The sequence below is a fragment of the Paracoccus sp. SJTW-4 genome (assembly GCF_047716885.1).
Taxonomy (GTDB): Bacteria; Pseudomonadota; Alphaproteobacteria; order Rhodobacterales; family Rhodobacteraceae; genus Paracoccus; species Paracoccus solventivorans.
Genome location: NZ_CP136681.1, coordinates 2,084,125 through 2,110,093, shown reverse-complemented (window position 1 = coordinate 2,110,093; position 25,969 = coordinate 2,084,125). Strand labels below are relative to the sequence as shown.

General features: G+C 70.7%; 25 protein-coding genes. 10 read left to right on the top strand and 15 right to left on the bottom strand.

What is annotated here, in order from left to right:
* Window positions 1-41 precede the first annotated feature (41 nt).
* Both RSP45_RS10285 and RSP45_RS10280 read right to left on the bottom strand, forming a co-directional pair.
* Window positions 42-614 carry an NADPH-dependent FMN reductase gene (locus RSP45_RS10285; protein ID WP_415391870.1) on the bottom strand — a complete coding sequence of 191 codons (573 nt, stop codon included), beginning with the start codon at window positions 612-614 and terminating at the stop codon, window positions 42-44.
* Between the two features lie 173 nt (window positions 615-787).
* Window positions 788-2,263, bottom strand: a complete 1,476-nt coding sequence (locus RSP45_RS10280) for an MFS transporter (RefSeq protein ID WP_415391869.1) — start codon at window positions 2,261-2,263, stop codon at window positions 788-790.
* A gap of 112 nt (window positions 2,264-2,375) precedes the next feature.
* Between RSP45_RS10280 and RSP45_RS10275 the strand changes: the two genes are divergently transcribed.
* From RSP45_RS10275 to RSP45_RS10240, 8 genes are all read left to right on the top strand, one after another.
* Window positions 2,376-3,056: a GntR family transcriptional regulator gene (locus RSP45_RS10275; RefSeq protein WP_415391868.1), complete on the top strand. Its 681-nt coding sequence runs from the start codon at window positions 2,376-2,378 to the stop codon at window positions 3,054-3,056.
* 22 nt (window positions 3,057-3,078) lie between these two features.
* On the top strand, window positions 3,079-4,065 hold the full coding sequence (locus tag RSP45_RS10270; protein WP_415391867.1) for a TRAP transporter substrate-binding protein: 987 nt from the start codon (window positions 3,079-3,081) through the stop codon (window positions 4,063-4,065).
* Window positions 4,066-4,130: 65 nt separating this feature from the next.
* On the top strand, window positions 4,131-4,637 hold the full coding sequence (locus RSP45_RS10265; RefSeq protein WP_415391866.1) for a TRAP transporter small permease: 507 nt from the start codon (window positions 4,131-4,133) through the stop codon (window positions 4,635-4,637).
* A 4-nt stretch (window positions 4,638-4,641) separates the two neighbouring features.
* Window positions 4,642-5,922 carry a TRAP transporter large permease gene (locus RSP45_RS10260; RefSeq protein WP_415391865.1) on the top strand — a complete coding sequence of 427 codons (1,281 nt, stop codon included), beginning with the start codon at window positions 4,642-4,644 and terminating at the stop codon, window positions 5,920-5,922.
* Window positions 5,923-5,925: 3 nt separating this feature from the next.
* Window positions 5,926-6,969 (top strand): L-idonate 5-dehydrogenase, encoded by a 1,044-nt coding sequence (locus tag RSP45_RS10255; RefSeq protein WP_415391864.1) that lies wholly within the window; start codon window positions 5,926-5,928, stop codon window positions 6,967-6,969.
* 4 nt (window positions 6,970-6,973) lie between these two features.
* Window positions 6,974-8,131 carry an L-lactate dehydrogenase gene (locus RSP45_RS10250; protein WP_415391863.1) on the top strand — a complete coding sequence of 386 codons (1,158 nt, stop codon included), beginning with the start codon at window positions 6,974-6,976 and terminating at the stop codon, window positions 8,129-8,131.
* A gap of 20 nt (window positions 8,132-8,151) precedes the next feature.
* Window positions 8,152-9,360, top strand: coding sequence for a mannonate dehydratase (gene uxuA / locus RSP45_RS10245; protein WP_415391862.1), 1,209 nt, complete (start codon window positions 8,152-8,154; stop codon window positions 9,358-9,360).
* Window positions 9,357-10,811, top strand: a complete 1,455-nt coding sequence (locus RSP45_RS10240; RefSeq protein WP_415391861.1) for a mannitol dehydrogenase family protein — start codon at window positions 9,357-9,359, stop codon at window positions 10,809-10,811. Before uxuA ends, RSP45_RS10240 begins: the two co-directional genes overlap by 4 nt.
* Before the next feature lie 78 nt (window positions 10,812-10,889).
* Here RSP45_RS10240 and RSP45_RS10235 read toward each other — a convergent pair whose 3' ends face one another.
* From RSP45_RS10235 to RSP45_RS10220, 4 genes are all read right to left on the bottom strand, one after another.
* Complete coding sequence (locus tag RSP45_RS10235) at window positions 10,890-11,663, bottom strand: hydroxypyruvate isomerase family protein (RefSeq protein WP_415391860.1); 774 nt, start codon at window positions 11,661-11,663, stop codon at window positions 10,890-10,892.
* Window positions 11,663-12,304 (bottom strand): 3-oxo-tetronate 4-phosphate decarboxylase, encoded by a 642-nt coding sequence (otnC, locus tag RSP45_RS10230; protein WP_415391859.1) that lies wholly within the window; start codon window positions 12,302-12,304, stop codon window positions 11,663-11,665. The genes RSP45_RS10235 and otnC overlap by 1 nt, the downstream gene beginning before the upstream one ends.
* On the bottom strand, window positions 12,301-13,158 hold the full coding sequence (locus tag RSP45_RS10225) for a fumarylacetoacetate hydrolase family protein (RefSeq protein WP_415391858.1): 858 nt from the start codon (window positions 13,156-13,158) through the stop codon (window positions 12,301-12,303). The genes otnC and RSP45_RS10225 overlap by 4 nt, the downstream gene beginning before the upstream one ends.
* A gap of 97 nt (window positions 13,159-13,255) precedes the next feature.
* On the bottom strand, window positions 13,256-13,897 hold the full coding sequence (locus RSP45_RS10220; protein WP_415391857.1) for a carbonic anhydrase: 642 nt from the start codon (window positions 13,895-13,897) through the stop codon (window positions 13,256-13,258).
* Window positions 13,898-14,053: 156 nt separating this feature from the next.
* On the opposite strand from RSP45_RS10220, the gene RSP45_RS10215 reads away from it, so the two are divergent.
* Entirely contained in the window at window positions 14,054-14,434 is a 381-nt protein-coding gene (locus RSP45_RS10215) for a hypothetical protein (RefSeq protein WP_415391856.1), read from the top strand.
* A 9-nt stretch (window positions 14,435-14,443) separates the two neighbouring features.
* On the opposite strand, the gene RSP45_RS10210 is transcribed toward RSP45_RS10215, so the two are convergent.
* The 4 genes from RSP45_RS10210 to RSP45_RS10195 all read right to left on the bottom strand — a co-directional run bounded on the left by RSP45_RS10210 (window position 14,444) and on the right by RSP45_RS10195 (window position 18,306).
* A complete protein-coding gene (locus RSP45_RS10210; protein ID WP_415391855.1) occupies window positions 14,444-15,058 on the bottom strand; it encodes a glycosyltransferase family 29 protein in 615 nt (204 codons plus the stop codon).
* Window positions 15,055-16,104, bottom strand: a complete 1,050-nt coding sequence (locus tag RSP45_RS10205) for a glycosyltransferase family 4 protein (RefSeq protein WP_415391854.1) — start codon at window positions 16,102-16,104, stop codon at window positions 15,055-15,057. Before RSP45_RS10205 ends, RSP45_RS10210 begins: the two co-directional genes overlap by 4 nt.
* Window positions 16,097-17,284, bottom strand: a complete 1,188-nt coding sequence (locus RSP45_RS10200) for an MFS transporter (protein WP_415391853.1) — start codon at window positions 17,282-17,284, stop codon at window positions 16,097-16,099. The genes RSP45_RS10205 and RSP45_RS10200 overlap by 8 nt, the downstream gene beginning before the upstream one ends.
* Before the next feature lie 77 nt (window positions 17,285-17,361).
* A complete protein-coding gene (locus RSP45_RS10195; RefSeq protein ID WP_415391852.1) occupies window positions 17,362-18,306 on the bottom strand; it encodes a glycosyltransferase in 945 nt (314 codons plus the stop codon).
* Window positions 18,307-18,381: 75 nt separating this feature from the next.
* Here RSP45_RS10195 and RSP45_RS10190 point away from each other — a divergent pair, with 75 nt between their 5' ends.
* Window positions 18,382-19,287 carry an ornithine cyclodeaminase family protein gene (locus RSP45_RS10190; protein ID WP_415391851.1) on the top strand — a complete coding sequence of 302 codons (906 nt, stop codon included), beginning with the start codon at window positions 18,382-18,384 and terminating at the stop codon, window positions 19,285-19,287.
* Window positions 19,288-19,292: 5 nt separating this feature from the next.
* On the opposite strand, the gene RSP45_RS10185 is transcribed toward RSP45_RS10190, so the two are convergent.
* The 5 genes from RSP45_RS10185 to leuS form a co-directional block, all read right to left on the bottom strand.
* Window positions 19,293-20,549 carry an MFS transporter gene (locus RSP45_RS10185; protein ID WP_415391850.1) on the bottom strand — a complete coding sequence of 419 codons (1,257 nt, stop codon included), beginning with the start codon at window positions 20,547-20,549 and terminating at the stop codon, window positions 19,293-19,295.
* A gap of 84 nt (window positions 20,550-20,633) precedes the next feature.
* Window positions 20,634-21,860, bottom strand: coding sequence for an NAD(P)/FAD-dependent oxidoreductase (locus RSP45_RS10180; protein ID WP_415391849.1), 1,227 nt, complete (start codon window positions 21,858-21,860; stop codon window positions 20,634-20,636).
* Window positions 21,857-22,885 carry a DNA polymerase III subunit delta gene (gene holA, locus RSP45_RS10175; RefSeq protein ID WP_415391848.1) on the bottom strand — a complete coding sequence of 343 codons (1,029 nt, stop codon included), beginning with the start codon at window positions 22,883-22,885 and terminating at the stop codon, window positions 21,857-21,859. The genes RSP45_RS10180 and holA overlap by 4 nt, the downstream gene beginning before the upstream one ends.
* Window positions 22,886-22,888: 3 nt before the next feature.
* Window positions 22,889-23,386, bottom strand: a complete 498-nt coding sequence (gene lptE / locus RSP45_RS10170; RefSeq protein WP_415391847.1) for an LPS assembly lipoprotein LptE — start codon at window positions 23,384-23,386, stop codon at window positions 22,889-22,891.
* Window positions 23,373-25,910, bottom strand: a complete 2,538-nt coding sequence (gene leuS, locus RSP45_RS10165; RefSeq protein ID WP_415391846.1) for a leucine--tRNA ligase — start codon at window positions 25,908-25,910, stop codon at window positions 23,373-23,375. The genes lptE and leuS overlap by 14 nt, the downstream gene beginning before the upstream one ends.
* Window positions 25,911-25,969 lie beyond the last annotated feature (59 nt).

Genomic DNA, 25,969 nt, shown 5'->3' with positions numbered 1-25,969 from the left:
CCGGACGCTTTCGCCGGCAGGGCCGCGCGTGATTGCCGCGCCTACGCCGGGGCGCGCATCGGCTTCAGCGCCACGCTCCAGCGGTGCAGCTCGTCCAGCATGGTGGCGGCGGCAGTGTCGATCAGCGCGTTCGAGCCGAAGCGGCCCGCGTCGTCCAGCAGCGTGCCGACCATGGGGATCGCCACCCCCTCGACCATCGGCATCATCTTCAGCGTGGTGGCCTGCAGCTTGGCCGCCTGCACCGCGCGCAGCCCGCCCGACAGCCCGCCGTAGCTGACGAAGCCGCAGGGCTTGTAGTTCCATTCGCGGTACACATAGTCCCAGGCGTTCACCAGCGCCGGCGGCGGAAAGTAATTGTATTCCGGCATCACGAACACATAGGCGTCGGCCGCCGCCACGCTTTCGGACCAGCGCCTGGTGTGGTCGTGGCGATAGTCCTGGCGGGCGGGGTGCACCGGCTCGTCATAAAGCGGCAGGTCGAAATCCTGCAGGTCGACCAGCGCCACCTCGAACCCCTCATGGGCGCGGGCGAAGCCGGCGAACCACTCGGCGACCGAGGGGCCGACACGGCCGGGGCGGGTCGAGGCGATGATGACGTGAAGCGTGGGTTTCAAGGCGGGTTCTCCGGTTCTGGCGTCGAGGCTGCGCCCGCGGGTATTTGGGCCAGAAAGACGCCCCATGCGCCCCTGAACCGGGGTGGGGATTCTTTCTGGTCCAAATACCCATGCGGCCGCGCCCCGGGTGCGGTCCCGGGCATAGTCCGGGCGCGGCGGGGACGGAAGGGGGCTCAGCCCGCCGGGCGGCCGCGGTCGCGGGTGCGCTGGCGCTGGTCCTTGATGGCGACGACCAGCGCCGCCAGGATCACCAGCCCGATCAGCGTGAAGCCGACGGTGACCGCCACCGGCCAGCCCGACACCGCCAGCACCGCGAACACCGCCGCGGTGATCATCGCGATCCCGACCGAGGTGCCGATGCGCTGACCGGTCTGCATGACCGCGCCCGAGCTGCCGGCATAGTCCAGCGGTACCTCTTCCAGGGTCAGCGTCTGGTTGGGGCTGATCACCGCCCCCTGCGCCAGCCCGATCAGCGACAGCGTGACCAGCAGCCACCAGACGCTGAGCCCGTGGCGCTGCGCCGCCACCACCACCGCGATGCTGGCCGCCAGCCCGGCCAGCGCCAGCACCAGCCCCCAGATCACGATGGCGCGGCCCCAGCGCCCGACCCGCCGCCCGGCCCAGTTCGCCGCCCAGGCCGACAGCAGTGCCGCCGGGATCCCGACCAGCCCCGATTCAAAGGCGGATTTGCCCTCGCCCTGCTGCAGATACAGCGCCACCAGCACCCAGATGCTGGTCATCCCCAGGAAATACAGCGCCATCACCAGCGAGCCGTTGGTGAAGCTGCGGGTGCGGAAGATGCGCAGGTCGACCATCGGGCTGCGCCCCAGCCGCGCCTGCCGCCGTTCCCAGCGCACCCACAGCCACAGCAGCGCGCCCGCCACCGGCAGCAGCCCCCAGGTCCGCGCCGATCCGCCCGATTCCATGAACGGCCACAGCACCGCCAGGATCGCCAGCGCCAGCAGCACCGCCCCCACCGGGTCCAGCGCCCGCCACAGCCCGGCGGGGGCGGGGTGGAACAGCGGCCGGGGGAACCAGGCCATTCCCAGCAGCATCGCGCCGATGCCGATGGGGACGTTGACGAGGAATGTCAGCCTCCACCCCAGGTCGGGGCCGCCGAACTGGATCAGCACGCCGCCCAGCACCGGGCCGATGGCGACCGAGAACCCCACCGCCGTGCCCAGCAGGCCAAAGGCGCGGCCACGCTCGGCCCCGCGGAAATGCTGCTGGATCATCCCCAGCCCCTGCGGGTTCAGCAGCCCCGATCCGATCCCCTGCGCCAGCCGCGCCGCGTTCAGCCAATGCGCATCCGGCGCCAGCCCCGCCGCGACCGAGGCGGCGGTGAACACGCCGACCCCGACCAGGAAGAACCCGCCGCGTCCCAGGATGTCGCCCGCCCGCCCCGCGGCGACCAGGATCACCCCGAAGGTCAGCGCATAACCCGACAGCACCCATTGCATGTCCGAGCGCTCGGCGCCCAGGTCGTGCTGGATCGAGGGCAGCGCCACGTTCACGATGCTGACCCCGACCAGCGACATGAAGATCACCGCCAGCAGCACCGCCAGGATGCGCCCGCGATCCCGGTCGGAAAGTGGCCGGTCCGCTGCAAGTTCCGCGTCCGTTCCGCGTGAGGTGGGGGAGAAAGCCATTGCCGCCGGATATCATGGTGTTGCCGGACTGTCACGCGGGGTGGGGGCGGCAAGCGGGTTTACTGGCATACAAGTATGCGTTATCATGGTTGCCGTGGGAGCGAGGGAATCAATGCAGGCCGATCCGAGCATCGACTTTACGCAGCCGACCGTGCCGCAGCTGCATGAATGGCTGCGCGGCGCCATCATCCGCGGCGAGCTGCCCCCCGCCGCGCGGCTGAGCGAGACCGAGATCGGCAACCGCCTGGGCGTCAGCCGCCAGCCGGTGCGCGAAGCCTTCATCCGCCTGACCGCCGAGGGGCTGACCGAGGTCCGCCCCCAGCGCGGCACCTATGTCAGCCCGATTTCCCTGTCCGCCGTGCTGTCGGCGCGGCTGATCCGCGAGGCGGTGGAAAGCGACCTGGTGCGGATGCTGGCCGAGACCGCGGACGATGCGCTGCTGGATCGGCTGGATGCCGAGATCGACCAGCAGCGCGCCGCCGTCTCCCGCCAGGATGTTGCCGGCTTCGTGGCGCTGGACGACCGTTTCCACCGCCTGCTGGCCGAGGCCGCCGGGCACGAGGCCGTGTGGCAGGTGCTCGAGGGGCTGAAATCCCAGATGAACCGGCTGCGCCATATCTCGGCGCGCGCCTTCGACACCGGCAAGCTGATCGCCCAGCACCAGGCCATCGTGCAGGGGCTGCGCGCCCGCGATCCCGCGCAGGCCGAGGCGGCGATGCGCCGCCACCTGCGCGAGCTGCTGATCGACATGCCCGAGATCACCAGCGCGCATCCCGAAATCTTTGCCCCCTGAATCGGTCAACCCGGAGGAGACCATGACCAGACTGAACCGCCGCCAATTCGCCGCCCTCGCCGGTACCGCCGTGCTGGCCGCGCCCTTCATCGGCCGCGCCCATGCCGCCGCCGATGTCACGCTGAAGCTGGGCCACCTGGCGAACGAACAGAACTCGTGGCACAAGGGCTCGCTGAAATTCGCCGAGGAAGTCGCCGCCCTGACCGAGGGCCGGGTCGCCGTCGAGGTGTTCCCCAACGATTCGCTGGGGCGCGAGATGGACCTGATCAACGGGATGCAGCTGGGCACCGTCGAGATGACCATCACCGGCGAAAGCCTGCAGAACTGGGCGCCGATGGCGGCGCTGCTGGCAGTGCCCTACGCCTATCGCTCGCTTGAACAGATGGACGCGGTGGCCAGCGGCGACATCGGCAAGCAGATCGAGGCCCAGATCATCGAGCGCGCCCAGGTCCGCCCGATCGGCTATTTCGCCCGCGGCCCGCGCAACCTGACCGCGAACCGCGCCATTACCACCCCCGCCGAGCTGAACCGGATGCGGCTGCGGGTGCCGAACGTGCCGCTGTTCGTCGACACCTGGACCGCGCTGGGCGCGCAGCCGACGCCGATGGCGTTTTCCGAGGTGTTCACCTCGTTGCAGAACGGCACCATCGACGGGCAGGAAAACCCGCTGGCGCTGATCCAGTCCGCCTCGCTGAACGAGGTGCAGAGCCATGTGAACATGACCGAGCATGTGCGCTCGTGGATCTATATCGCCATTGCCGAGCAGGTCTGGCAGCGCCTCCCTGAGGCCGACCGCGAGCATGTGCTGGAAGCCGCCCGCCGCGCGCAGGAGTTCGAGCGCGCCCAGTTCCTGCAGGACGAGGACGCGATCCGCGCCGACCTGGAAGCCAAGGGCATGACCTTTGTCGAGGTCGACCAGGCCGCCTTTGCCGCAGGCTCGCGCGATGCGGTGATCGCCAGCGTCGGCGACGAGCTGCGCCCGATCGTGGAAGAGCTGCTCAACAACTGATCTTGCCGGCTGCGGCGCCGCCGATGCGTGCGGCGCCGCAACCGCCCATGAGGGGACGGGAACCGATGCAAACCCTTGCCAAGCTGCAACACGCCGTGTCCGCGCTGTGCCGCGTCGCGATGGCGGCGGTGTTCTTTGCGCTGATCGCGGTGGTGACGATCCAGATCACCACCCGCACCTTTGGCCTGTATTCGCCGGTCTGGACCGAAGAGCTGTCGCGCTACCTGCTGCTTTACATGACCGCGTTCGGCATCGGCCTGTCGCTGCTGTCGGGCGATCTGGTCAACGTCGACCTGCTGCAGGAATCGGTGCCAGAAAGCCTGGCCTGGTGGCTGCGGCTGCTCGCGGCCGCGGCGACGGCGGTGATGGGCGCGGTGATGATCCTGCCCGCGTGGAAGTTCACCGCCATCGGGGCGCTGCAACGCGCGCCCAGCCTGCGGATCCCGATGCATTACGTGCACGCCTCGATCCTGCTGCTGGCGGTGCTGCTGTTCCTGTTCGCCCTGCTGCGGGTGATCGGCATGATTGCCGGCACCCAGGACGGGCGCCCCCATTTCGACGAAGAGGGCTGATCTCGTGGATCTTTTCCTGCTGCTGACCACATTCGCCGTCACGCTGGCCGTGGGCGTGCCGGTCGCGATCTGCCTGGGCCTGTCGTCGCTGGCCTATATCCTGGCCGCCGGGCTGCCGGTGGTCACCATCCCGCAGCGGATGTTCGCGGGCATGGACGTGTTCGTGCTGCTGTGCATCCCCGGCTTCATCCTGGCCGGCAACCTGATGAACTTTGGCGGCATCACCGAGCGGATCATCCGGCTGGCCAATGCGCTGGTCGGCTGGATGCGCGGCGGGCTGGCCATGGCCAACGTCGCGGATTCGATGATGTTCGGCGGCATTTCCGGGACCGCGGTCGCCGATGTCGCGGCCACCGGGGGGGTGATGATCCCGGGGATGAAGAAATCCGGCTATCCGGGCGATTTCGCCGCCGCGATCACCGCCGCCTCGTCCACGGTGGGGCCGATGATCCCGCCCAGCGTGCCGATGATCATCGTCGGCGCGCTGTCGGGGATTTCCGTCGGCAAGCTGTTCCTGGCCGGGGCGGTGCCCGGGGTGCTGATGGGCATCGCCATGGGGATCACCTGCTATATCCTGGCCGTGCGCCGCAACTATCCCCGGCAGGAATGGCAAGGCTTCGGCGAGCTGTTCCTGGCCTTTCTGGGGGCGTTCTGGGCGCTGGCGATGACCGGGCTGATCATCGGCGGGCTGCTGACCGGCATCGCCACCCCGACCGAGACCGCCATCGTCGCCTGCATCTACGCCTTTGTCGTGGGCGCCTTCGTCTATCGCGAGCTGCCGGTGCGCGCAGTGCCGCGGATCGTGGCGACCAGCGCCGTCACCTCGGCCGGGATCCTGGCGCTGGTGGGGTTCGCCAACGTCTTCGGCTCGATCCTCGCCTCCGAGCGGATCCCGCAGCTGCTGGTCAGCAGCGTGCTGGCGATCACCGACAACCCGATCCTGGTGATCCTGCTGATCAACATGCTGCTGCTGGTCGTCGGCATGTTCATGGAAACCATCGCCGCGCTGATCATCCTGTTCGTGCCGCTGCTGGGCCTTGCGACCAGCGTCGGGATCGAGCCGCTGCATTTCGCCACCTTTGCGGTTCTGAACCTGATGATCGGCCTGACGACGCCGCCGGTGGGGGTCTGCCTGTTCGTCGCCTGCAACATCGCGCGCGAGCCGCTGGCCAAGGTGATCAGCGCGGTGATCCCGTTCCTGATCTCGAACATCATCGTGCTGCTGCTGGTGTCCTATTACCCGCCGTTTGCAACCTGGCTGCCCAATACGCTGATGGGGAACTGACCGATGACCCAAGAGCTTGCCTGCCGGCTTCACGCCGCCCACGACCTGCGCATCGAGCCGCTGCCCGACCCCGTGCCGGAACCCGGCGCGGCCCTGATCCGGGTGGCGCGGGGCGGGATCTGCGGATCCGACCTGCATTACTATCACGACGGCGGCTTCGGCCCGGTGCGGGTGCGCCAGCCGATCATCCTGGGCCACGAGGCCACGGGGGTGGTCGAGGCCGCCCCCGAGGGCTCGGGGCTGGTGCCGGGGCAGCTGGTGGCGCTGTCGCCCTCGCGCCCCTGCGGGACCTGCGAATACTGCCGCGCGGGGATCGAGCGGCATTGCCTCGAGATGCGGTTCAACGGCTCGGCCATGCGGCTGCCGCATGAGGATGGGTTCTTCCGCCATCGCCTCTATCATCCGGCCAGCCAGTGCCTGCCGCTGCCCGCGGGGGCCAGCGCCGCCGATGCAGCGGGCGCCGAGCCGCTGGCCGTCTGCCTGCACGCGCTGAGCAAGGCCCCCGAGCTGGCCGGCCAGCGGGTGCTGGTTACCGGCGCCGGTCCAATCGGCGCGATCTGCACCGCGCTGGCCCGACTGCACGGCGCGGCCGAGATCGTGGTGACGGATGTGCAGGACTTCACGCTGGGGATCGCCCGCCGCATGGGCGCCGACCGCTGTGTGAACGTGGCCGAAAACCCCGAGGGGCTGGCCGATTACGCGCAGGGCAAGGGCCGCATCGACGTGGTGCTGGAATGCTCGGCCAACCCGCACGCCATCGCCCAGGCGATCGCGGTGGCGCGGCCGCAGGCAACCATGGTGCAGATCGGCGTCGGCGGCGTGACCCCGGTGCCGTTGAACCTGATCGTCGGGCGAGAGCTGCATCTGGTCGGCACCCACCGCTTCGATGTCGAGTTCGCGCAGGCCGTGGCCATGATCGGCGCGGGCCGGATCGACCTGTCGCCGATGGTCACCCAGGTGCTGCCCGCGGCCGAGGCGCAGTGCGCCTTCGACCTGGCCGGCGACCGGACGCAGGCGGTCAAGGTGCAGCTGGATTTCGGGGCCTGAGCCCATGCCGGTGATCACCGAGATCGAGGACCTGCGGCGCCTGCACCGGCGCCGGGTCCCGCGCATGTTCTACGACTATGTGGATGTCGGCGCCTGGACCGGCGGCACCTATCGCGCCAACCGCGCCGATTTCGAGCGCATCTGCTTTCGCCAGCGCGTCGCCCGCAATATCGAATCGCGCAGCTTGGCCACCACCATGCTGGGGCAGCCGGTCTCGATGCCCTTGGCGCTGGCCCCGGTCGGGCTGCTGGGAATGCAGCACCCCGACGGCGAGATCCACGCCGCCCGCGCGGCCGTGGCGGCGGGCGTCCCCTTCACCCTGTCCACCATGTCGATGTGCTCGCTGGAAGACATCGCGCAAGCGACCGGCGCGCCCTTCTGGTTCCAGCTCTACACGCTGCGGGACGAGGAGTTCCTGGACAACGTGCTCGAGCGTGCCCGCCGCGCCGGGGTGACGGTGCTGGTGCTGACGCTGGACCTGACCATCCAGGGCCAGCGCCACAAGGACCTGAAGAACGCCATGACCGCGCCGCCGCGACTGACGCTGGGCAACCTGCTGAACATCGCCCTGCATCCGCGCTGGGCGCTGGGGATGCTGGGCACCCGCCGGCGCAGCTTTGGCAATATCGTCGGCCATGCCCGCGGCGTGGACAGTCTGGGCGACCTGATGGACTGGACCTCGCGCCAGTTCGACCAGCGGCTGGACTGGGCGCGGGTGGAACGGATCATCCGCAAATGGGGCGGGCCGGTGATCCTGAAGGGCATCAACGACCCCGAGGATGCGCGCCGGGCGCTGGACACCGGCGCCGACGCGATCCTGGTCTCGAACCACGGCGGCCGGCAGCTGGACGGCGCGCCCTCGACCATCCGGGCGCTGCCGGCGATCCGCCGCGCGGTGGGGCCGGATTTCCCGCTGTATCTCGACAGCGGCATCCAGTCCGGGCAAGAGGCGCTGAAAGCCATCGCCACCGGCGCCACCGGCGTCTTTGTCGGCCGCGCCTTTACCTATGGGCTGGGGGCGATGGGGCAAAAGGGCGTGGAGACCGCGCTTGAGATCCTGCGCCGCGAGATGGACCTGACCATGGCGCTTTGCGGCATCAACGACATCGGCGATTTCGGCCCCGATTGCCTGTGGTCGGACGACCTCGGGCTTGCGGCCTGACAGACAAGGACACTGACTTAATGCGACATACCTGGCGCTGGTTCGGCCCCAAGGATCGGGTTTCGATCGACGACATGATGCAGGCGGGGGTGCAGGGCGTCGTGACCGCCCTGCACCACGTCCCCACCGGGACGGTCTGGACCCCGGCGGAGATCGCCCGCCGCCAGGCCGAGATCGCTGCGATGGCCGACGGCGCACCCTCGGGGCTGAAGTGGGAGGTGGTCGAAAGCCTGCCGGTCAGCGAAGCGATCAAGACCCAGACCGGCGACTGGCGCGAGCATATTGCCAACTGGATCACCTCGATGCGCCACCTGCGCGACGCTGGCATCGAGGTGCTGTGCTACAACTTCATGCCGGTGCTGGACTGGACCCGCACCGACCTGGCGTGGCGGCGCCCCAACGGCGCGCGCTGCATGCGCTTCGACTTCACCGATTTCGCCGCCTTCGACATCCATATCCTGCAGCGCAAGGGCGCGGCCGAGGACTTCCCCGAGGAGATCCGCGACGAGGCCGCCCGCCGCTTTGCCGCCATGGACGACGCAAGGCGCGAAGAGCTGGCCGGCAACGTGGTCTTCGGTCTGCCCGGCGCGGCCGAGCATTTCACGCTCGAGGACGTGCGGGCGCTGCTGGACAGCTATGCCCCCGTCACCGACGCGGTGCTGCGCCGCAATTTCCACGACTTCCTGGAACAGGTGGCCCCGGTCGCGCAGGACATCGGGATGCGGCTGTGCTGCCACCCCGACGACCCGCCCTTCCCGCTGCTGGGCCTGCCCCGCGTCATGTCGACCGAGGCCGATTACGCCGAGCGCATGGCCGCGGTGGACCTGCCCGCGAACGGGATCACGCTGTGCTCGGGCTCGCTGGGGGCGCGACCGGACAACGACCTGCCGGGCATGATGGAGCGGCTGGGTGACCGCGTGCATTTCCTGCACCTGCGCAACGTCCGCCGCGACAGCGACGCGATCCGCGGCTCGTTCTTCGAGGATGAGCATCTGGCCGGCCAGACCGACATGGTGGCGCTGGTCGCCGCCGTCCTGCGCGAGGAAAAGCGCCGTCGCGAGGCGGGCCGCGCCGACTGGAACATTCCCATGCGCCCCGACCACGGGCAGGACATCCTGGACGACATCGGCCGCGGCGGCCAGCCCGGCTATCCCGCCATCGGGCGGCTGAAGGGGCTGGCCGAGCTGCGCGGGGTGGAAATGGCGCTGGCCCACGGGGCGCGGGTATGAGCCCGCGCCTGACGCGGCTCGACGACCTGCCGCCGGGGGTGGCCCGCCCCGGCTATGACCGCGCGGCGCATGGGTTCGGCATCCTGCATCTGGGTCTCGGCGCATTCCACCGCGCCCATCAGGCGGTCTATACCGACGACGCGCTGGCGGCCGAGGGCGGCGATTGGCGCATCCTTGGCGCCAACCTTCGCAGTCGCGACATCGCGCAGGCGCTGAACGCGCAGGACGGGCTGTACACGGTGCTGGAACGCGGCCCCCAGAACCGTGCGCGGGTGATCGGCGCCCATGGCCCCGCGATCGGCGGCGACCCCGCGACGATCCTGCGCGCCGCCTGCGACCCCGCGATCCGCATCCTGTCGCTGACCGTCTCGGAAAAGGCCTATGGCATCGACCGCGCCGCGATGGACGCGGACCCGGCGCATCACGCGGTGGCACATGACCTGGCGCAGCCGCAGGCGCCGCAGGGGGTGCTGGGGATCATCACCGCCGCGCTGGCCGCGCGATTGGCGGCGGGGGTGGCGCCGTTCACCGTGCTGTGCTGCGACAACCTGCCCGACAACGGGGCGCTGCTGCGCGCGGGCGTGCTGGGCTTTGCCCGCCGCCGCGACCCGGACCTTGCGGCCCGCATTGCCGATCTCGTGGCCTTTCCCGCCACCATGGTCGACCGCATCACCCCGGCGGTGACCCGGCAAACCCTGGCCGACGTGCAGGCGCTGACCGGCCACCGCGATCTTGCCTGCGTCGAGACCGAGCCCTTCAGCCAATGGGTGATCGAGGATCACTTCCCCCAGGGCCGCCCCGCGTGGGAGGCCGGCGGCGCCCAACTGGTCACCGACGTGCGCGCGCATGAGGCGATGAAGCTGCGGATGCTGAACGGCGCCCATTCGCTGATCGCCTATGCCGGGCAGCTGCTGGACCTGCCGCATGTGCGCGAGGCGGTGGCCGACCCGGAGCTGGCGCCGCTGATCCGCCGCCACATGCAGGCCGCGGGCGCGACGCTGCCCCGCGGCGCCGGGCTCGACCCCGCGGCCTATGCACGGGCACTGATGGCGCGTTTTGCCAACCCCGCCATCGCCCACCAGACCCGCCAGATCGCCATGGACGGGACCGAGAAACTGCCGCAGCGCTGGTTCGCCCCCGCCGCCGAGGCGCTGTCTGCGGGCGCTGACCCGCGCCCGTTTGCCTTTGCCACCGCCGTCTGGCTGGCGTGGCTGGTGCAGCTGGCGACCGCGGGCCAGACCCCCGACGACCCCCGCGGCGCGGCGCTGCTGGATCTGGCGCAGCGGGCCGGGGCGGATGACGGCGCGCTGGTCGCCTCGGTGCTGGCGCTGCCCGGGTTGGCGCCCGCGGCGCTGACCGGCAACCGCGGCTTCAACGACACCACCCGCGACCTGCTGGGAACCATCCGCCGCGATGGCCTCCGCGTCGCCCTGGCCGCGGAACCGCGCTAGCAGCCCTCAACCCGACAGGGACTTCTTTCTGGCCCAAATACCCGCCTTGGGGCCCAGCCCGACCGCCTGCGCGACGGCTCACACCGCGCGCAGCGCCGCCAGCCAGCCCAGGCTGTCCCCGGTCGGCCCCGGGGGCCGGTATTCCGCCCCCAGCGGCCGGTCCCAGCCCAGCCCGTCCAGCAGCGCGCAGACATGGCGGTAGTCCAGCTCGCCATGGTCGGGCGGGCCGCGGTCGGGGACCGAGGCGATCTGCACATGGCCGATCACCGGCAACAGCCGCTGCAAGCGGCGCGAGATGTCGCCCTCCATCACCTGCAGGTGGTAGCAGTCGAACATCAGCCGCAGGTTGTCGTGGCCCAGCTGCGCGATCAGCGCTGCCGCCTGATCCGAGCGGTTGAGGAAATATCCCGGCGCGTCGTAATGGTTCAGCGGCTCGATCAGCACCAACGCCCCCTGCGCCGCGGCGGCGCGGCAGGCGTAGTCGAGGTTGTCGCGGAACGCCGCCTCGGCCTGTGCACCTTGCGCAAACCCGGCCATCACATGCACGGCGCGGCAGCCGATGCCGGCGGCGAACGCCAGTGCGCGGTCGATCTCGGCCCGCGCCTCGGCCTCGCGCCCGGGCAGGGCGGACAGGCCGTTCTCGCCCGGATCGCCGCGCAGGGTGTTCAGGCCCAGCATTTCCAGCCCGGTCTCGGCCAGCGCCGCGCGGATCGCGGCCGGGTCGGCCGCCGGGTCGGCATGGGGCCAGTGGCATTCCACCGCGTCGAAGCCGGCGCGGGCGGCGGCGCGGATCGCGTCGGGCAGCGGCAGTTCCGTCCACAGGAAGCCCAGATTGGCCGAAAACCGCGCCATCAGCCCGTATCCCCGCGCGCGGCCAGCAGCTCGGCCACCTGCGCCGAGGTCAGCCCGCGCGCGGGCAGCCCGTGCAGCATCAGCGCCAGCCTTGCGGTGGCCTCCAGCTCTTCGATGGCGTCGCAGGCGGCCTCGACGCTGCGGCCGGCGACAACGGGGCCGTGGTTGGCCAGCATCACCGCCGCGTGGCGCCCGCCCAGCTCGCGCACCGCATCCCCCATCGCCGGGTCGCCGGGGCGGAAATAGGGCAGCAGCCGCACCCGCCCCAGCTGCATCACGGCATAGGGGGTCAGCGGCGGCAGGAAATCCCCGGGGTCGGCCACCGGCAGCGCCGACAGCGCGACCGAGTGGCAGGAGTGCAGATGCACCACCGCCCCCGCCCCCTCGCGAGTGTCGTAAAAGGCGCGGTGCAGCGGCATTTCCTTGGTCGGCCTGTCGCCGCCGATGTGTCGCCCGGCCGCGTCGAACCGCGCCAGCCGCGCCGGGTCCAGCCGTCCGAAGCTGGTGCCGGTGGGCGAGACCAGCAGCCCGCCATCCGCCGTCCGCGCCGAGATGTTCCCGGTCGAGCCATGCGTCAGCCCGCGCGCGAACAGCGAGGCGGCCAGCTCGCACAGGGTCTCGCGCAGCCGGGCCTCGGTCATCTGGGCGCCACGACCCGCTGCGTCTGCCGGCCCAGCCCCTCGATCCCCAGGGTGACGGTCTCGCCGCCCTTCAGATAGACCGGCGGCGTCTGCCCCATGCCGACGCCCGGGGGCGTGCCGGTGGTGATGATGTCGCCCGGCATCAGCGTCATCAGCCGCGAGCAATAGCTGACCAGCGCCGCCACCCCGAACACCATGGTCGCGGTCGAGCCGTCCTGAAAGCGCCGCCCGTCCACCTCGAGCCACATTGCCAGCGCCTGCGGGTCGGCGATCTCGTCGGCGGTGACCATCCAGGGACCGATGGGGCCGAAGCTGTCGAAGCCCTTGCCCTTGTCCCAGGTGGCGCCGCGTTCCAGCTGCCAGTGGCGCTCGCTGACGTCGTTGACCACGCAATAGCCGGCGACATGGGCCATGGCCTCGGCCTCGGACACGTCGCTGGCCGGGGCCCCGATGACCACGCCCAGCTCGACCTCCCAATCGGTCTTTTCCGAGCCGCGGGGGATGCGGATGTCGTCGTCGGGGCCGGTGATGCAGCTGGACCACTTGTTGAACACCACCGGCTCGTCCGGGACCGGCATCCCCGATTCGGCGGCGTGGTCGGCGTAGTTCAGCCCGATGGCGATGAACTTGCGCACCAGCCCGACGCAGGGGCCCAGCCGCAGCTCCTGCTGCGGCGTGCCCGCGACCAGCGGCAGCGCCTGCGGGTCCAGCGCGCGCAGCCGCGCCAGCCCCTGCGGGGTCAACACCTCGTCCGCGATGTCGGCGACATGCCCCGACAGGTCGCGCACCTGCCCCTGATCATCCAGCATCCCCGGCTTTTCCCGGCCCGCCGGTCCATAGCGCAGCAGTTTCACGAAACACCTCTTGCCCGTTGTCCGGCGAACCCTAGCGCGGCCCGGGACAACGCGCAATCTGGCATACCAGATTTGCGGCAGAGAGGATGCGGGTGCCTCAGACCGGCACGAAGCGCCCGTCCTCGCCGATCATGGTCAGCTGGCCGGTGCGGATGTCGTGCAGCAGCCCGTGCAGCGACAGTTCGCGCGCCTCGACCGCCGCGGCGACAAAGGGAAAGGTCAGCAGGTTTTCCAGCGACACCCGCACCGCCACCTGTTCCAGCGCCGGGATCTGCTCCTCGGGCGGCAGGTTGGCCACGCGTTCGTAGCCGGGGCGCAGGATGTCCATCCAGCGGCCGACGAAGCTGGTGGCCTCGTCCAGCTCGGGCGCCTGTCCCGAACACATCGCATGGCAGCCGGCGATGCCGCCGCACTGGCTGTGGCCCATCACGATCAGATGCGACACATGCAGCTCGCGCACCGCATATTCCACCGCCGCCGAGGTGCCGTGCTGTTCGCCGTCCGGCGCATAGGGCGGCACCAGGTTGGCGATGTTGCGGTGGATGAAGAACTCGCCCGTGTCCGCCCCGAAGATCGAGGTGACATGCACCCGCGAATCGCAGCAGGAAATCACCATCGCCCGCGGGCGCTGCCCCTCGTCCGCCAGTCGCCGGTACCATGCGCTGTTGTCGGCATAGGTGGTGGCGTGCCAGCCATGGTAGCGCTGGACGAGGTATTGGGGCAGCGGACGGATCGTCATGGGGGCCTCGTTTTGCTTGTCGCGGTTCTGGATAGTGTCCCGATCCCTAAACTGCGAGCGATTTCTGCCGGTTCCGGTAAGGATTTCTTGAGGCACCCGCGCCTAGTCTGCCCGGACGTGTGGGGACACGGGGCGCAAGGATTGGCGGGGTGGGCGATGGCGGAGCTGACGGTTCTGACCATGACGGAAAAGGTGCAGATCGATTCGCGCCGGCTGGCCGAGATCGTGGACGAGCTGGGCGAGACCGCGGCGCATGACGTGCTGACGCTGGCGCTGGAACAGCTGGCGCGAGGGCTGCAGGACCTGCGCGCGGCGGCGGCGGCGGGCGATGCGGCGGCGCTGGCGATGCGGGCCGAGATGCTGGCGCGGCTGGCCTGGCAGCTGGGAATGACCTCGCTGGCCGGGGTGGCGGTGGACGTGGCGGTCTGCGCCGAGCGGCGCGACGACATCGGGCTGGCCGCGACGCTGGGGCGGCTGATGCGGATCGGCAACCGCTCGCTGACCGAGATCTGGGACGAGGACCCGGGGCCGGGATGATCCCGCGGATCAGGCGATCCGCAGCTGCGGGTCGGCGGCGGCGCGGGCGCGGACCCATTCAGCCTCGGCCGCGAAATCATGGGGCACCTGCGCGGCATTGCGCGACCCCGACAGCGATTTTGAGGCGAAGAAGTCGAACCCGTACAGCGTCAGCCGTGCGGGCTGGGCGCGCAGCAGCAGCTCGATCGCCATGATCCCGGTGCTGGGCGGGGCGCCCAGTTCCGCCGCCAGCGCCCGGTAATCCGCCAGCGGGTGCAGGTAGAACCCCTTGCTGCGCGCGGTGCGCCAGTCCAGCCGCTTGCGCTTGGGCGACATCCACAGGATGCGACCGGGGTGCAGCCGCTGGCGATCCGCATCCGGCAGGCGCACGGCCAGCGCCAGCCAGTCGGTGCGGCTGCCGTGGCTTTCCGGCGCGGGCATCGGAGCGCGGTTGATCCGCATCACCAGCCCCGAGGCGTCGATGGCGGCGCCGTGGCGCTGCCCGGACAGCGAGCGGGCGTTGCCGACCAGCGCGATGTCGCGCCCCGCCGCCGCCGCCAGCAGCTCTGTCTGCGGCACCGACAGCGCGGCCAGTGCGGCCTCGTCCCGCAGGGTGCGCGCCAGCAGGAAGCGCAGCCGGTTCATGGCCGGTCCCCCAGCAGCTGCCGATAGACGCCGACGATGGCGCTTGCCTCGTCCTCGATGGCGTGATGCGCCTCGACATGGGCGCGGGCGGCGCGGCCTGCGGCCTCGCGGCCGGCGTCGTCGGACAGCCAGCGGTCCAGCGCCGCGGCCAGCGCCCCGGCATCGTCGCGGGGGATCAGGGTGCCGGTCTCGCCGTCGCGGATCAGCGTTTCATAGGCGCCGACGCGGGCGGCGATCACCGGCACGCCGCTGGCCATCGCCTCGAGCGGGGTCAGGCCGAAGCCCTCCCACCGCGCCGGGGCCGCGAACAGGTCCAGCGTGCGATAGAGCTGCACGACGCGGTCCCACGGGATTTCGCCCAGAAAGCGGATGCGGTCGCCCAGCCCGGCGGCGTTGGCGCGGGCGATCAGCGCATCGGCAAAGCCGCGGTTGTCGGGGGTGATGCGGCCGCTGAACAGCAACTGCGCGCGCGGGTGCCGGGGGAACACTTGCAAGGCGGCCTCGACCAGCAGGTCCACACCCTTTTGCGCCCGCACCCGCCCGAAACAGCCGATCAGCACCGCATCGGGGTCCAGCCCCAGCTCGCGCCGCAGGGCGGCGCGGTCGGCGGCGGGGTGGAACACCGCGGTATCGACCCCGTGCAGGATCACCGTCGCTGGACGCTCCAGATAGGACGCGGCCTGCGGCGAGGTGGCGATCAGCGCCTCTTGCCGGCGGATCAGCCAACGGGTGAAGCCGGTATGGCGCCGCTGCGCCGCGCTGGTGAACAGCAGCCGATAGCGCCGCCGCAGCAGGTGGCGCAGGATCAGCCCCAGCGCCATTTCGGTGTTGCGGCGCGCGTGCCAGACCCGCCAGCGGTCGCGGGGCAGGGTGGCGGCGCGGGCCAACGGGATATGCGGCAGTTCGGGCGGCAGCCCCGGCCCGGTCGCGACGATGCCGATCATCCGCGCCTGCACCGGGATCAGCCGCACCACCGTGGCGGTGACCCCCGACAGCCGCCGCTTGAGGTTGGGGGCGACGACCTCGATCCGGTCCGGTTCAATCATGGCTCGCCTCGGGGGTGGTCATGTAGAGCAGGGTTCCCAGCGCCATCGGCAGCAGGAAGAACAGGAACAGCACCATATACGGCGCCGCCCCCGCCAGCCCCTGCGCCGACTGATACAGCGGGCGCGAGGCGAACTGCATGATCCCCGCCCCGCCGATCGAGATCATGTTGAGGAAGGTCACCCCCCGCCCCACCAGATGTTGCGGCAGATGCAGCCGCGCATCGGCCATCAGCATGGAATAATTCGCCCCCACCAGCCCGATCAGCCCCAGAAGCGCCACCGACAGCGCGACGCTGTGCCCGGGCATCAGGCACAGCAGCCCCAGCGAGGCCAGCGCCACCGCATGTCCCGCCAGCGCCGCGCGCCGGGCCGAGCCGAACACCCGGATCCCGATCCCCAGCGCCAGATTGCCGATCACCATCGCGATCCCCATCACCAGCGTCGCGCGGCCGATGGCGATGTCGTCGGCGCCGAACACGTCCTGCAGATAGGGCGCGGCCCACAGCCCCCGGATTGCGGCCGAGGCGGCATAGCTGGTCGCGAACAGCGGCAGCATCAGCCACAGCACCCGCAGCCGCAGGATGTCGAGGATGCTGCCGCGGGGCGGCGTGCCTTCGTGGCGTGGATCGCGCACCACCACCCATTCCATCGCCGCCACCAGCAGCGTGACCGCCGCCAGCAGCCACAGCGACTGCCGCCAGCCGACGGCGTGGATCAGCTCGACCAGCGGCGCCGCGCCCAGGATATTGCCCAGTGAGCCCAGCCCGATCATCATCCCGGTCAGCGCGGCAAACACGTGGCGCGGATAGTCGTGGGCGATGATGTAATAGGCCGCCATCAGCGCCGGCGCGCAGCCCGCGCCGATCAGCCCCATCGCCAGATGCAGGTGCCAGGGTTGCGTGGCCAGCGCGAACACCGCCGCGCCGCCGCCTCCCCCCAGCGCCAGCGCCGCGGCCGCCGTGCGCCGCGGCCCGATCCGGTCCAGCGCCCAGCCCACCGGCAGCTGCATCAGCGCGAAGGCGATGAACCACATGCCCGATGACAGCGCCAGATCGCCGGGGCTCGCGCCCAGCTCGGCCTCGAGCGTGGGGCTGAGCACGGCGAGGAAGGCGCGATAGAACTGGCTGAGCGTATAGCCGAGCGTCAGTGCGATCAGCCCGGGGTTGAGGAAAAGCTGCATGAAATCTCCGGTCGGGACGGCGCGGAGGCTGGGGCAGCGCCCGGGCGGTTGCAAGCCCCTCTGTGCCGACCCCCGCCCTATACCCGCCCCAGCGCCGCCGCCAGCCACAGCAGCGCCTGCGAAGGCGCGTCGCGGCGGTGAAAACCCCCGCGCCGCAGCGCCCGCAGCCGCGCCCCCGCGCCGGGGCCGCACAGCGCGGCGAAATCATCCAGCACCGCGCGGTGTTCCGGGGTCAGCAGCGGGCGCAGGCGCTGCATCTCGTGCAGGGTGGCAAGGCTCCAGTCCCGGTGACGGCCCAAGAGCATCCGCCGGACGCTGGCCAGCCGCGCACGCAGCCCGGCATTGGCGCCGACCACGTTGCCCCCGTGCTGGCGATACAGCAGCGAGGGGTGCGGGTCCCAGATCACCCGCCCGCCCGCACCGCTGACAAGCTGGTAAAGCCACCAGTCATGCATGACCACCGCGCGGACCCCGTCCCCGGCCCCCGCCCCCTGCGCCGCCTGCCGCGCCAGCGCGGCCGCGGCCGGGTTCAGCACCGCAGTGTTGCCCTGCACCAGGTTCTGCACCAGCGCGTGCCGGAACGAGGGTGGGTGCCGGGGCGCCGGCGTCAATCCCAGCGGGCGCAGCCCGGCATCGCAGATGGTGGCGCGGGAACAATACAGCGCGGGTGCCTCACCCGCCGCGTGCAAGGCGGCCAGCGCCCGCGACAGCTTGCCCGCCAGCCACACGTCGTCCTGATCCGACAGCGCCACGAACCCCGGCTGCGCGGGCAGTGCCGCCAGCATGGACAGGAAATTCGCCGCCGCCCCCCGCCCCGGTCCCGCGTGCAGCTCGACCCGCCCCTGATGCGCAGCGGCAAAGCGGCGCACGATCGCAGCGCCCGCGTCGGGATGATCGTCGCTGACCACCAGCCGCCAATCGGCGTCCTGTGCTGCGATGCTGTCCAGCTGCGCCGGCAGGAACGCCGCGCCCCGATACAGCGCCAGCAGCACCGTGACCTGCCCGTGGTTCATCGGGTCCATCCGCTTCTTCCTGTCGCAGGCTCTGGCACGCGCAGCGTGTTGCGTCTAGACCTGCGCACGCAGGCGGAGAGACATATGCAGATCATCGGCCCCGAAATCGAACCAAGGCTGGACTGGCTGGCGCTGACCGACGCGCTGGCCCAGGGCCACGAGCTGCCGCGCGCGGAAATTGCTGACAGCTTCCTGCATCGCGGCGAGGATACGCTGCTGACCCGCAGCGCATGGATCGACGGGATGGGCATGGCAATCAAGCCCGCCACGATCTTTCCCGGCAACCGCGACCATGGGGTGCCGGTGGTCAACGGGGTGGTGAACCTGCTGGATGATGCCACCGGGCAGCTGCGGGCGCTGGTCGATTTCCACCTTGTCACCAAGTGGAAGACCGCCGGCGACAGCCTGCTGTCGGCGCGCCGGCTGGCGCGGCCTGATGCGCGGCGGGTGCTGGTGATCGGCGCGGGCGCTGTCGCGGAAAGCATGGTCCACGCCTATCGCGCCCTGATCCCCGACGCGCAGGTCTGCATCTGGAACCGCTCGCCCGCCGGGGCCGAGGCGCTGGCGCAGCGGGTCTCGGCCACAGCGGTGCGCGATCTGGAACCGGCGGTGCGCGACGCGGAAATCATCGCCACCGCCACCATGGCGACCCAGCCGGTGCTGCGCGGCGAGTGGCTGTCCCCCGGCACCCACGTCGACCTGATCGGCGCCTTTCGCCCGGACATGCGCGAGGGTGACGATGATCTGCTGAAGAATGCCCGGCTGTTCGTCGACAGCCGCGCCACCACCCTGGGCCATATCGGGGAAATCCAGATCCCGATCGACGCGGGCGCGATCCGCGAAAGCGACATCCTCGCCGATTTCTACGACCTGCCGGCGGGGGCCTATTCGCGCCGCTCGGACCACGAGATCACCGTCGCCAAGAACGGCGGCGGCGCGCATCTGGACCTGATGACCGCCGCCTGGATCCTGTCGGTGGCCGAGGGCTGATCACCTCACTGGGCGGGGGCGGTGCTGCGGGTCAATCCCGCCGGCGCCTCGCGCACCGGCAGGTGGATCAGCGCCGAAAACGCGCCGACGCCCACGCCCACCCACCAGACCACCGTGTAGTCGCCATAGACGTCATACAGCCAGCCGCCCAGCCACACCCCCAGGAACGACCCCAGCTGGTGCGACAGGAACACGAAACCGTACAGCGTCCCCATGTAGCGCAGCCCGTAGATATAGGCGACCAGCCCCGAGGTCAGCGGCACCGTCGCCAGCCACAGCGCCCCCATTCCCAGCGAGAACACCACCACCGTGGCGGGGGTAATCGGGGTCAGGATGAACCAGGCCGCGATGATGGTGCGCAGCGTGTAGATGCCGGCCAGCAGGTATTTGCGGCTGTATTTCTTGCCCAGCCAGCCGGCCATGATCGACCCGCCGATATTGGCGATGCCGATCAACGCCAGTGACGCCGCCCCCAGCGCCGAAGTCGTGCCGATCCCCAGCGCCGCCAGCCCGCCATCGGGCGAGATCGGGCCGCACATCTCGGTGATCATGGCGGGGAAATGCGCGGTGATGAAGGCCAGCTGATAGCCGCAGGAAAAGAATCCGGCAAAGATCATCAGGAAGCTGGGGTCGACCATGGCGCGCTTGAGCACGCTGCCCATGCTTTCTTCCAGCTCGTGTTTCGGCGCGGGCCTGGTGTTGCCCAGCATCGGCAGGAACAGCAGCACCGTCAGCACCAGCGCGGCAAAGACCATGAACACCTGCTGCCAGGGCAGGACCGCCAGCAGCCCCTGCGCCAGCGGTGCCCCCACCACCTGCCCGGCCGAACCCGCGGCGGTGGCGATCCCCAGCGCGAGGCTGCGGTTCTCGTCGCTGCTCGCGCGCCCGATCACCGCCAGCACCACGCCGAAGCCGGTGCCGGCGATGCCGAAGCCGACCGCGACCTCCCACAGCTGCATGGCCTCGGGGGTGGTGGCGACGGCGGTCATCAGCAGCCCCAGCGCGTAGAGGAATGCGCCCAGGATGATCGCCCAGCGGTCGCCCCAGCGTTCCCCCAGCGCCCCGAACAGCGGCTGCCCGAAGCCCCAGGCGAGGTTCTGGATGGCGATCGCCAGGCTGAACTCGGCCCGCGGCCAGCCGAAGGTTTCGGCGACGGGGATCTGGAAGACGCCGAAACTCGCCCGCATGGCAAAGTTGATCAGCAGGATCATGCAGCCGCCGATCAGGATCGGGGTGAACAGCCGGGACTGGGAAGGGGACATGGGTCAACGCTCCTGACGGACCGGCGCACCAGACACCCGCGGCCGCAGCGCGTCAAGCGGTCGCAGCCGGGGGCCGGAACAAGGTCAGGGGCCACCCAGCCGCCGCGCCGCCGCCAGCCCGGCGTGGCGGCCGGTGGCCAGGCAGGTGGTCAGCAGATAGCCGCCGGTCGGGGCCTCCCAATCCAGCATCTCGCCGGCGGCGAAGGTGCCGGGACGGGCGCGCAGTTCCAGCGCCGGGGTCAGCGCCTCCAGCCGCACCCCGCCGGCCGAGGAGATCGCGCGGTCGAGGCCCGCCGGACCGGACACACGCAGCGGCAGCGCCTTGGTCAGTGCGGCCAGTGCCGCCGGGTCGCCCGGCAGCGGCCGGCCCCATTCCAGCAGCAGCGCCACCTTGACCGGATCGCGCAGCACCCGGCGCAGCCAGTTGCCGACCGACAGCCGCCCGCGCGGCCGCGCCAGCCGGGCCGCCAGGGTTTCGGCATCCAGATCGGGCGCGAGATCGACCACACCCGCCGCCCCGTCGCGCAGCGCGGCCGAGATCTCGTAGACCGCGCCGCCCTCGATCCCCTGCCGCGTCAGCACCCACTCGCCGCGGCTGGACAGGGCGCCCGCGGACAGCCGCGCCCCTTTCACCGCCGCACCGAAATGCGGCGCCATCGCCGGCGACCAGCCGACAAGGAACCCCATGTTCGCCGGTCGGAACGGCGCCACCGCGACGCCCATTTCACGCAGCCAGCCGACCCACGCCGCATCCGAGCCCAGCCGAGGCCAACTCGCACCCCCCAGCGCCAGCACGGTCACCCGAGGCCGCAGCAGCCGCTCGCCCCCGGGCGTGTCGAACCGCAGCGCCTCCCCCGAAAACCCCTGCCAGCGCCAGCGGGTCCGCAGCTCGACCCCCTGCGCCGCCAGCCGCCGCAGCCATGCGCGCAGCAGCGGCGAGGCTTTCATGCCCACCGGAAACACCCGCAAGGTCGAGCCGGTGAACAGCTCGACCCCCAGCCCACGCGCCCAGGCACTCACCTCTGCCGGCCCGAACCCGGCGACGATCGCGCGCAGTTCTTCATCATGCAAATATCCCGGGGGGGCGCGCAGCGCGGGGGCAGAGCCCCCCTGCACCCGCGACGCAAACACCGCCGCATCCTCGTCCCGGGTCAGGTTCAGCCCGGATTTCCCGGCCATCAGGAACTTGCGCGCCGGGCTGGGCAGCGCCTCGGCGACCGCCACCGGGTGACCGGCGGACGCCAGCGCCTCGGCCGCCATCAGCCCCGCCGGACCGGCGCCGATCACCAGCGCCGGCAGCTCCTCGGTCATCGCCGCCCCCGCGGCATCATCGCCAGCCGGATCAGCGCCCGTTCCATCACCGCCGCCGCCGGCGCGCGCGAGGATGAGCGCAGCGCCAGATCGGTGTCGACCAGATGGCGCAGCGCGTCTTCCAATGCCCGCATCCCCCAGGCCTGCGCCTGCCGGGTCATCCGGTCCCGCCGCGGCCCCCAGACCGGCGGGCGCAACCGCCCCACCCCCGCCGCGGGCCCGCCGGGGTCGGCGGCGGCCATGTGCAGCGCCCGGAAATGCCGCAGCGCCGCGATGCAGATCGTCACCGGCAGGATGCCCTGCGTCGCCACCCGCTGCATCAGCGGCGCCAAGGCATCGGCGCGCCCGTCGGCCACCGCGTCGATCAAGCTGTCCACGTCGCCCTCGACCGTGGCGGGGGCGAGTGCGGCGATTTCCTCGGAGCTCAGGGGTGAATCGTCGCCGTATTTATACAGCCCGATCTTTTCCAGAACCTGCCGGAAATCGCCCGGTTCAATGGCGCGGGCCAGCGCCAGCAGGTCGCGCATCGCCGCAGGGGGCACGGCGCGCAGCCCCGCCGCGTCCAGCAGCCGCGCGATCTCGTCCTCGCCCATCGGGTCGTCGTAGATCGGTGCGACCACGGCGGCCTTGTGCGCCTCGAACAGCTTGCGCAGCGCCGAGGACTTGGCCAGCGCCCCCGCCGTGACCACGATCACCGCGTCGCCCGGCGTCCAGTCCTCCAGCGCCGCGGCGATGGCGGGGGCGGCGGTGTCGCCCGCATCCTCGACCAGCACTACCCGCGGGCCGGGAAAGAACCCGACCGCCTTGATCTCGTCCAGCAGCGAGGCGCCGTCCTTGCGCAGATCGGCGCCGGAGAGGCGGGTCAGGCGCATTTCTTCATCCGCCCCCGGACCGGTCAGCGCGGCCACCGCCTCGGCCCGCTTCAGCGCCACCCGCATCGGGTCCTGCCCGTAGATCAGCAGCGCGGGCCTTGTCGGGTCGGGGCGCGCCAGATAGCGCGCGATCTCGGCGCCCTTGAGGATCATGCCCTAGGGCACCATCGCCAGCAGCCGCGTCACCACCTGGTCGGCCAGCATCACCGCCAGCCGGTCGCGGGCGTCCTGTTCGGCGGCGGTGGTCGCGATGATGCTGCCCGCGGCCGAATGGCTTGAGAAATTGCTGACCTCGCCCTGCGCCACCACCGCGCCGGTGGCGCTGTCGGTCAGGGTGAATGCGGCGGTGCCGTTCAGCGAATAGCGGGTCGTCACCTCGTCCGCGGTGATCCCCTGCCCGACCGAGGCGATCCGCAGCGTATAGGCCAGATCATAGGAGGGGGACTGGTCAGGCCCCAGCCGTTCGGTCAGGCGGCGCAGGAAGGCATAATCGTCGCGGGTCCGCGGCTCGGCGATGCGGACGCGCCCGTGCAGCCTGGTCCCCGCCCCGCCCGGGCCATAGACCGGCTGGAACCCGCAGGAGGGGACCGCCGCCAGTGCGGCCAGCCCGCCCAGCCGTGCCAGAAACAGGCGCCGAGGCTCAGACGACCACATTGACGATCCGCCCCGGCACCACGATCAGCTTTTTCACCGCCTGCCCGGCCAGGTGGCGCTGGACGGATTCGTCGGCCAGCACCGCGGCCTCGACCGCGTCCTTGTCCATGCCGGCGGGCACGGTGATTTCCCCGCGGCGCTTGCCGTTGATCTGGATCGGCAGGGTGATGCTGTCGACCACCAGCGCCGCCGGGTCGGCCTTGGGCCAGGGCGCATCGACCAGCAGCCCCTCGCCCCCGGCCAGCGCCCAGACATCCTCGGCCAGATGCGGCACCATCGGCCCCATCAGCTGCGCCATCAGCCGCAGCACCGCGCGCTTCGGCTCGCCCGAGGCCGGGGATTTCGCCAGCGTGTTGGCGAGCTCATAGATCTTGGCCACCGCCTTGTTGAAGGCGAATCCATCGATCGCCCGCGTCACCTCGTCGATGGCGCGATGGGCGGCGCGGGTCAGGCCCGGGTCGTGGCGGTCCTCGGCGCCGGAATCCTCGGCCAGCCGATGGACGCGGGCCAGGAACTTGGCCGCCGCCTCGGCCCCCGAGGCGGTCCATTCCACGTCGCGTTCGGGGGGACTGTCCGACAGCATGAACCAGCGCGCGGTGTCGGCGCCGAAATTGGCGACGATATCCACCGGGTCCACGACGTTCTTTTTCGACTTGGACATCTTGGCCGAGGGGATGATCTGGACCGGAGTGCCGTCGGCCAGTTTCCCGTCGGTCACATCCTCGGGCAGATGATAGACCGGGCGGCCGCGCTCGTCGCGGGTCATGTAGATCTCATGCGTGACCATGCCCTGAGTGAACAGCGCGTCGAAGGGCTCGCGTGCGGTCTCGGGCAGGTGGCCGGTCTTGATCATCGCCCGCGCGAAAAAGCGCGAATACAGCAGATGCAGGATCGCGTGCTCGATGCCGCCGATATACTGGTCGACGTTCATCCAGTAGGCCGCATCCTCGGCCACGGTCGGCGTCGTCGCATGGGGCGCGGTAAAGCGCGCGTAATACCAGGACGAATCGACGAATGTGTCCATGGTGTCGGTTTCCCGCCGCGCCGGCCCGCCGCATTTCGGGCAGGTCGCCCGCGCCCAGCTGGGATGCCGGTCCAGCGGGTTGCCCGGGCGGTCGAAGCTGACGTCGCGCGGCAGCAGCACCGGCAGCTTGTCCTTGGCCTCGGGCACCACGCCGCAGCTGTCGCAATGCACCACCGGGATCGGGCAGCCCCAATAGCGCTGGCGCGAGATCCCCCAGTCGCGCAGGCGGAACTTGGTCACGCCCTCGCCCCAGCCGGCGGCTTCGGCATGGGCGATGGCGGCGTCCACCGCATCCTCGCCGGTCTGATCGCGCTGGCCTGCAAAGCCGCGCACATAGGTCACCGGGTCGGTCTTGGCGGGCACGAACGGCTCGGCCGCGACCAGCGCGTCGGCCTCGGCCTCGGTCATTCCCGGCCGGCCAAAAGTCGCGCGGATGGGCAGAGCGTATTTCACCGCGAAATCGTGGTCGCGCTGGTCATGGGCGGGGCTGCCGAACAGTGCGCCGGTGCCGTAGTCCATCAGCACGAAATTGGCGACCCACACCGGCAATTCCCACAAGGGATCAAGCGGATGGCGCACCCGCACCCCGGTGTCCAGCCCGCGCTTTTCCGCGGTCTCGATCGCCTCTTCGGTGGTGCCGCCCTTGTGGAACTCGGCCGCGAACTCGGCCAGCGCCGGGTTGGTTTCCGCCAACGCCTTGGCCAGCGGATGGTCGGGCGAAATTGCCACGAAGGACGCCCCCAGCAGCGTGTCGGGCCGCGTGGTGTAGACCTCGATCTGCGGGAAATCCGGGCGCTCCACGGTGTCGAACCGGAACTGCAACCCGCGCGAACGCCCGATCCAGTTCGCCTGCATCAGCCGGACCTTTTCCGGCCAGCCGTCCAGCCCGTCGATCGCCTCAAGCAATTCCTCGGCGTAATCCGAGATGCGGAAGAACCATTGCGTCAGTTCGCGCCGTTCCACCGGAGCGTTCGAGCGCCAGCCCTTGCCGTCGATCACCTGCTCGTTGGCCAGCACGGTCATGTCCACCGGGTCCCAGTTGACCACCGCGGCCTTGCGATAGATCAGCCCGGCGTCCAGCATGTCCAGAAACAGCGCCTGCTGTTGCGCCACGTAATCGTCGTCGCAGGTGGCGAACTCGCGGCTCCAGTCGATGCTCAGCCCCAGCGGCTTCAGCTGCCCGCGCATGGTGGCGATATTGCCATAGGTCCAGTCGCGCGGATGCCCGCCCTGTTCCATCGCCGCGTTTTCCGCCGGCATCCCGAAGGCGTCCCAGCCCATCGGGTGCAGCACCGAAAACCCCTGCGCGCGCTTATACCGCGCTACCACGTCGCCCATGGTGTAGTTGCGCACATGCCCCATGTGGATGCGCCCGGACGGATAGGGGAACATCTCGAGCACGTAATACTTGGGCCGCTGGTCGCGCACGGCGCGGAAACTGCCCGCCTTTTCCCACGCGTCTTGCCAGCGCTTTTCGCTAGAGGCGGGATCATAGGGCATGGGACGAACTCCGGGGCAGGGGTGGCGGGAAATGCCCCGCGGGTTTAGCCGCCCGCCCC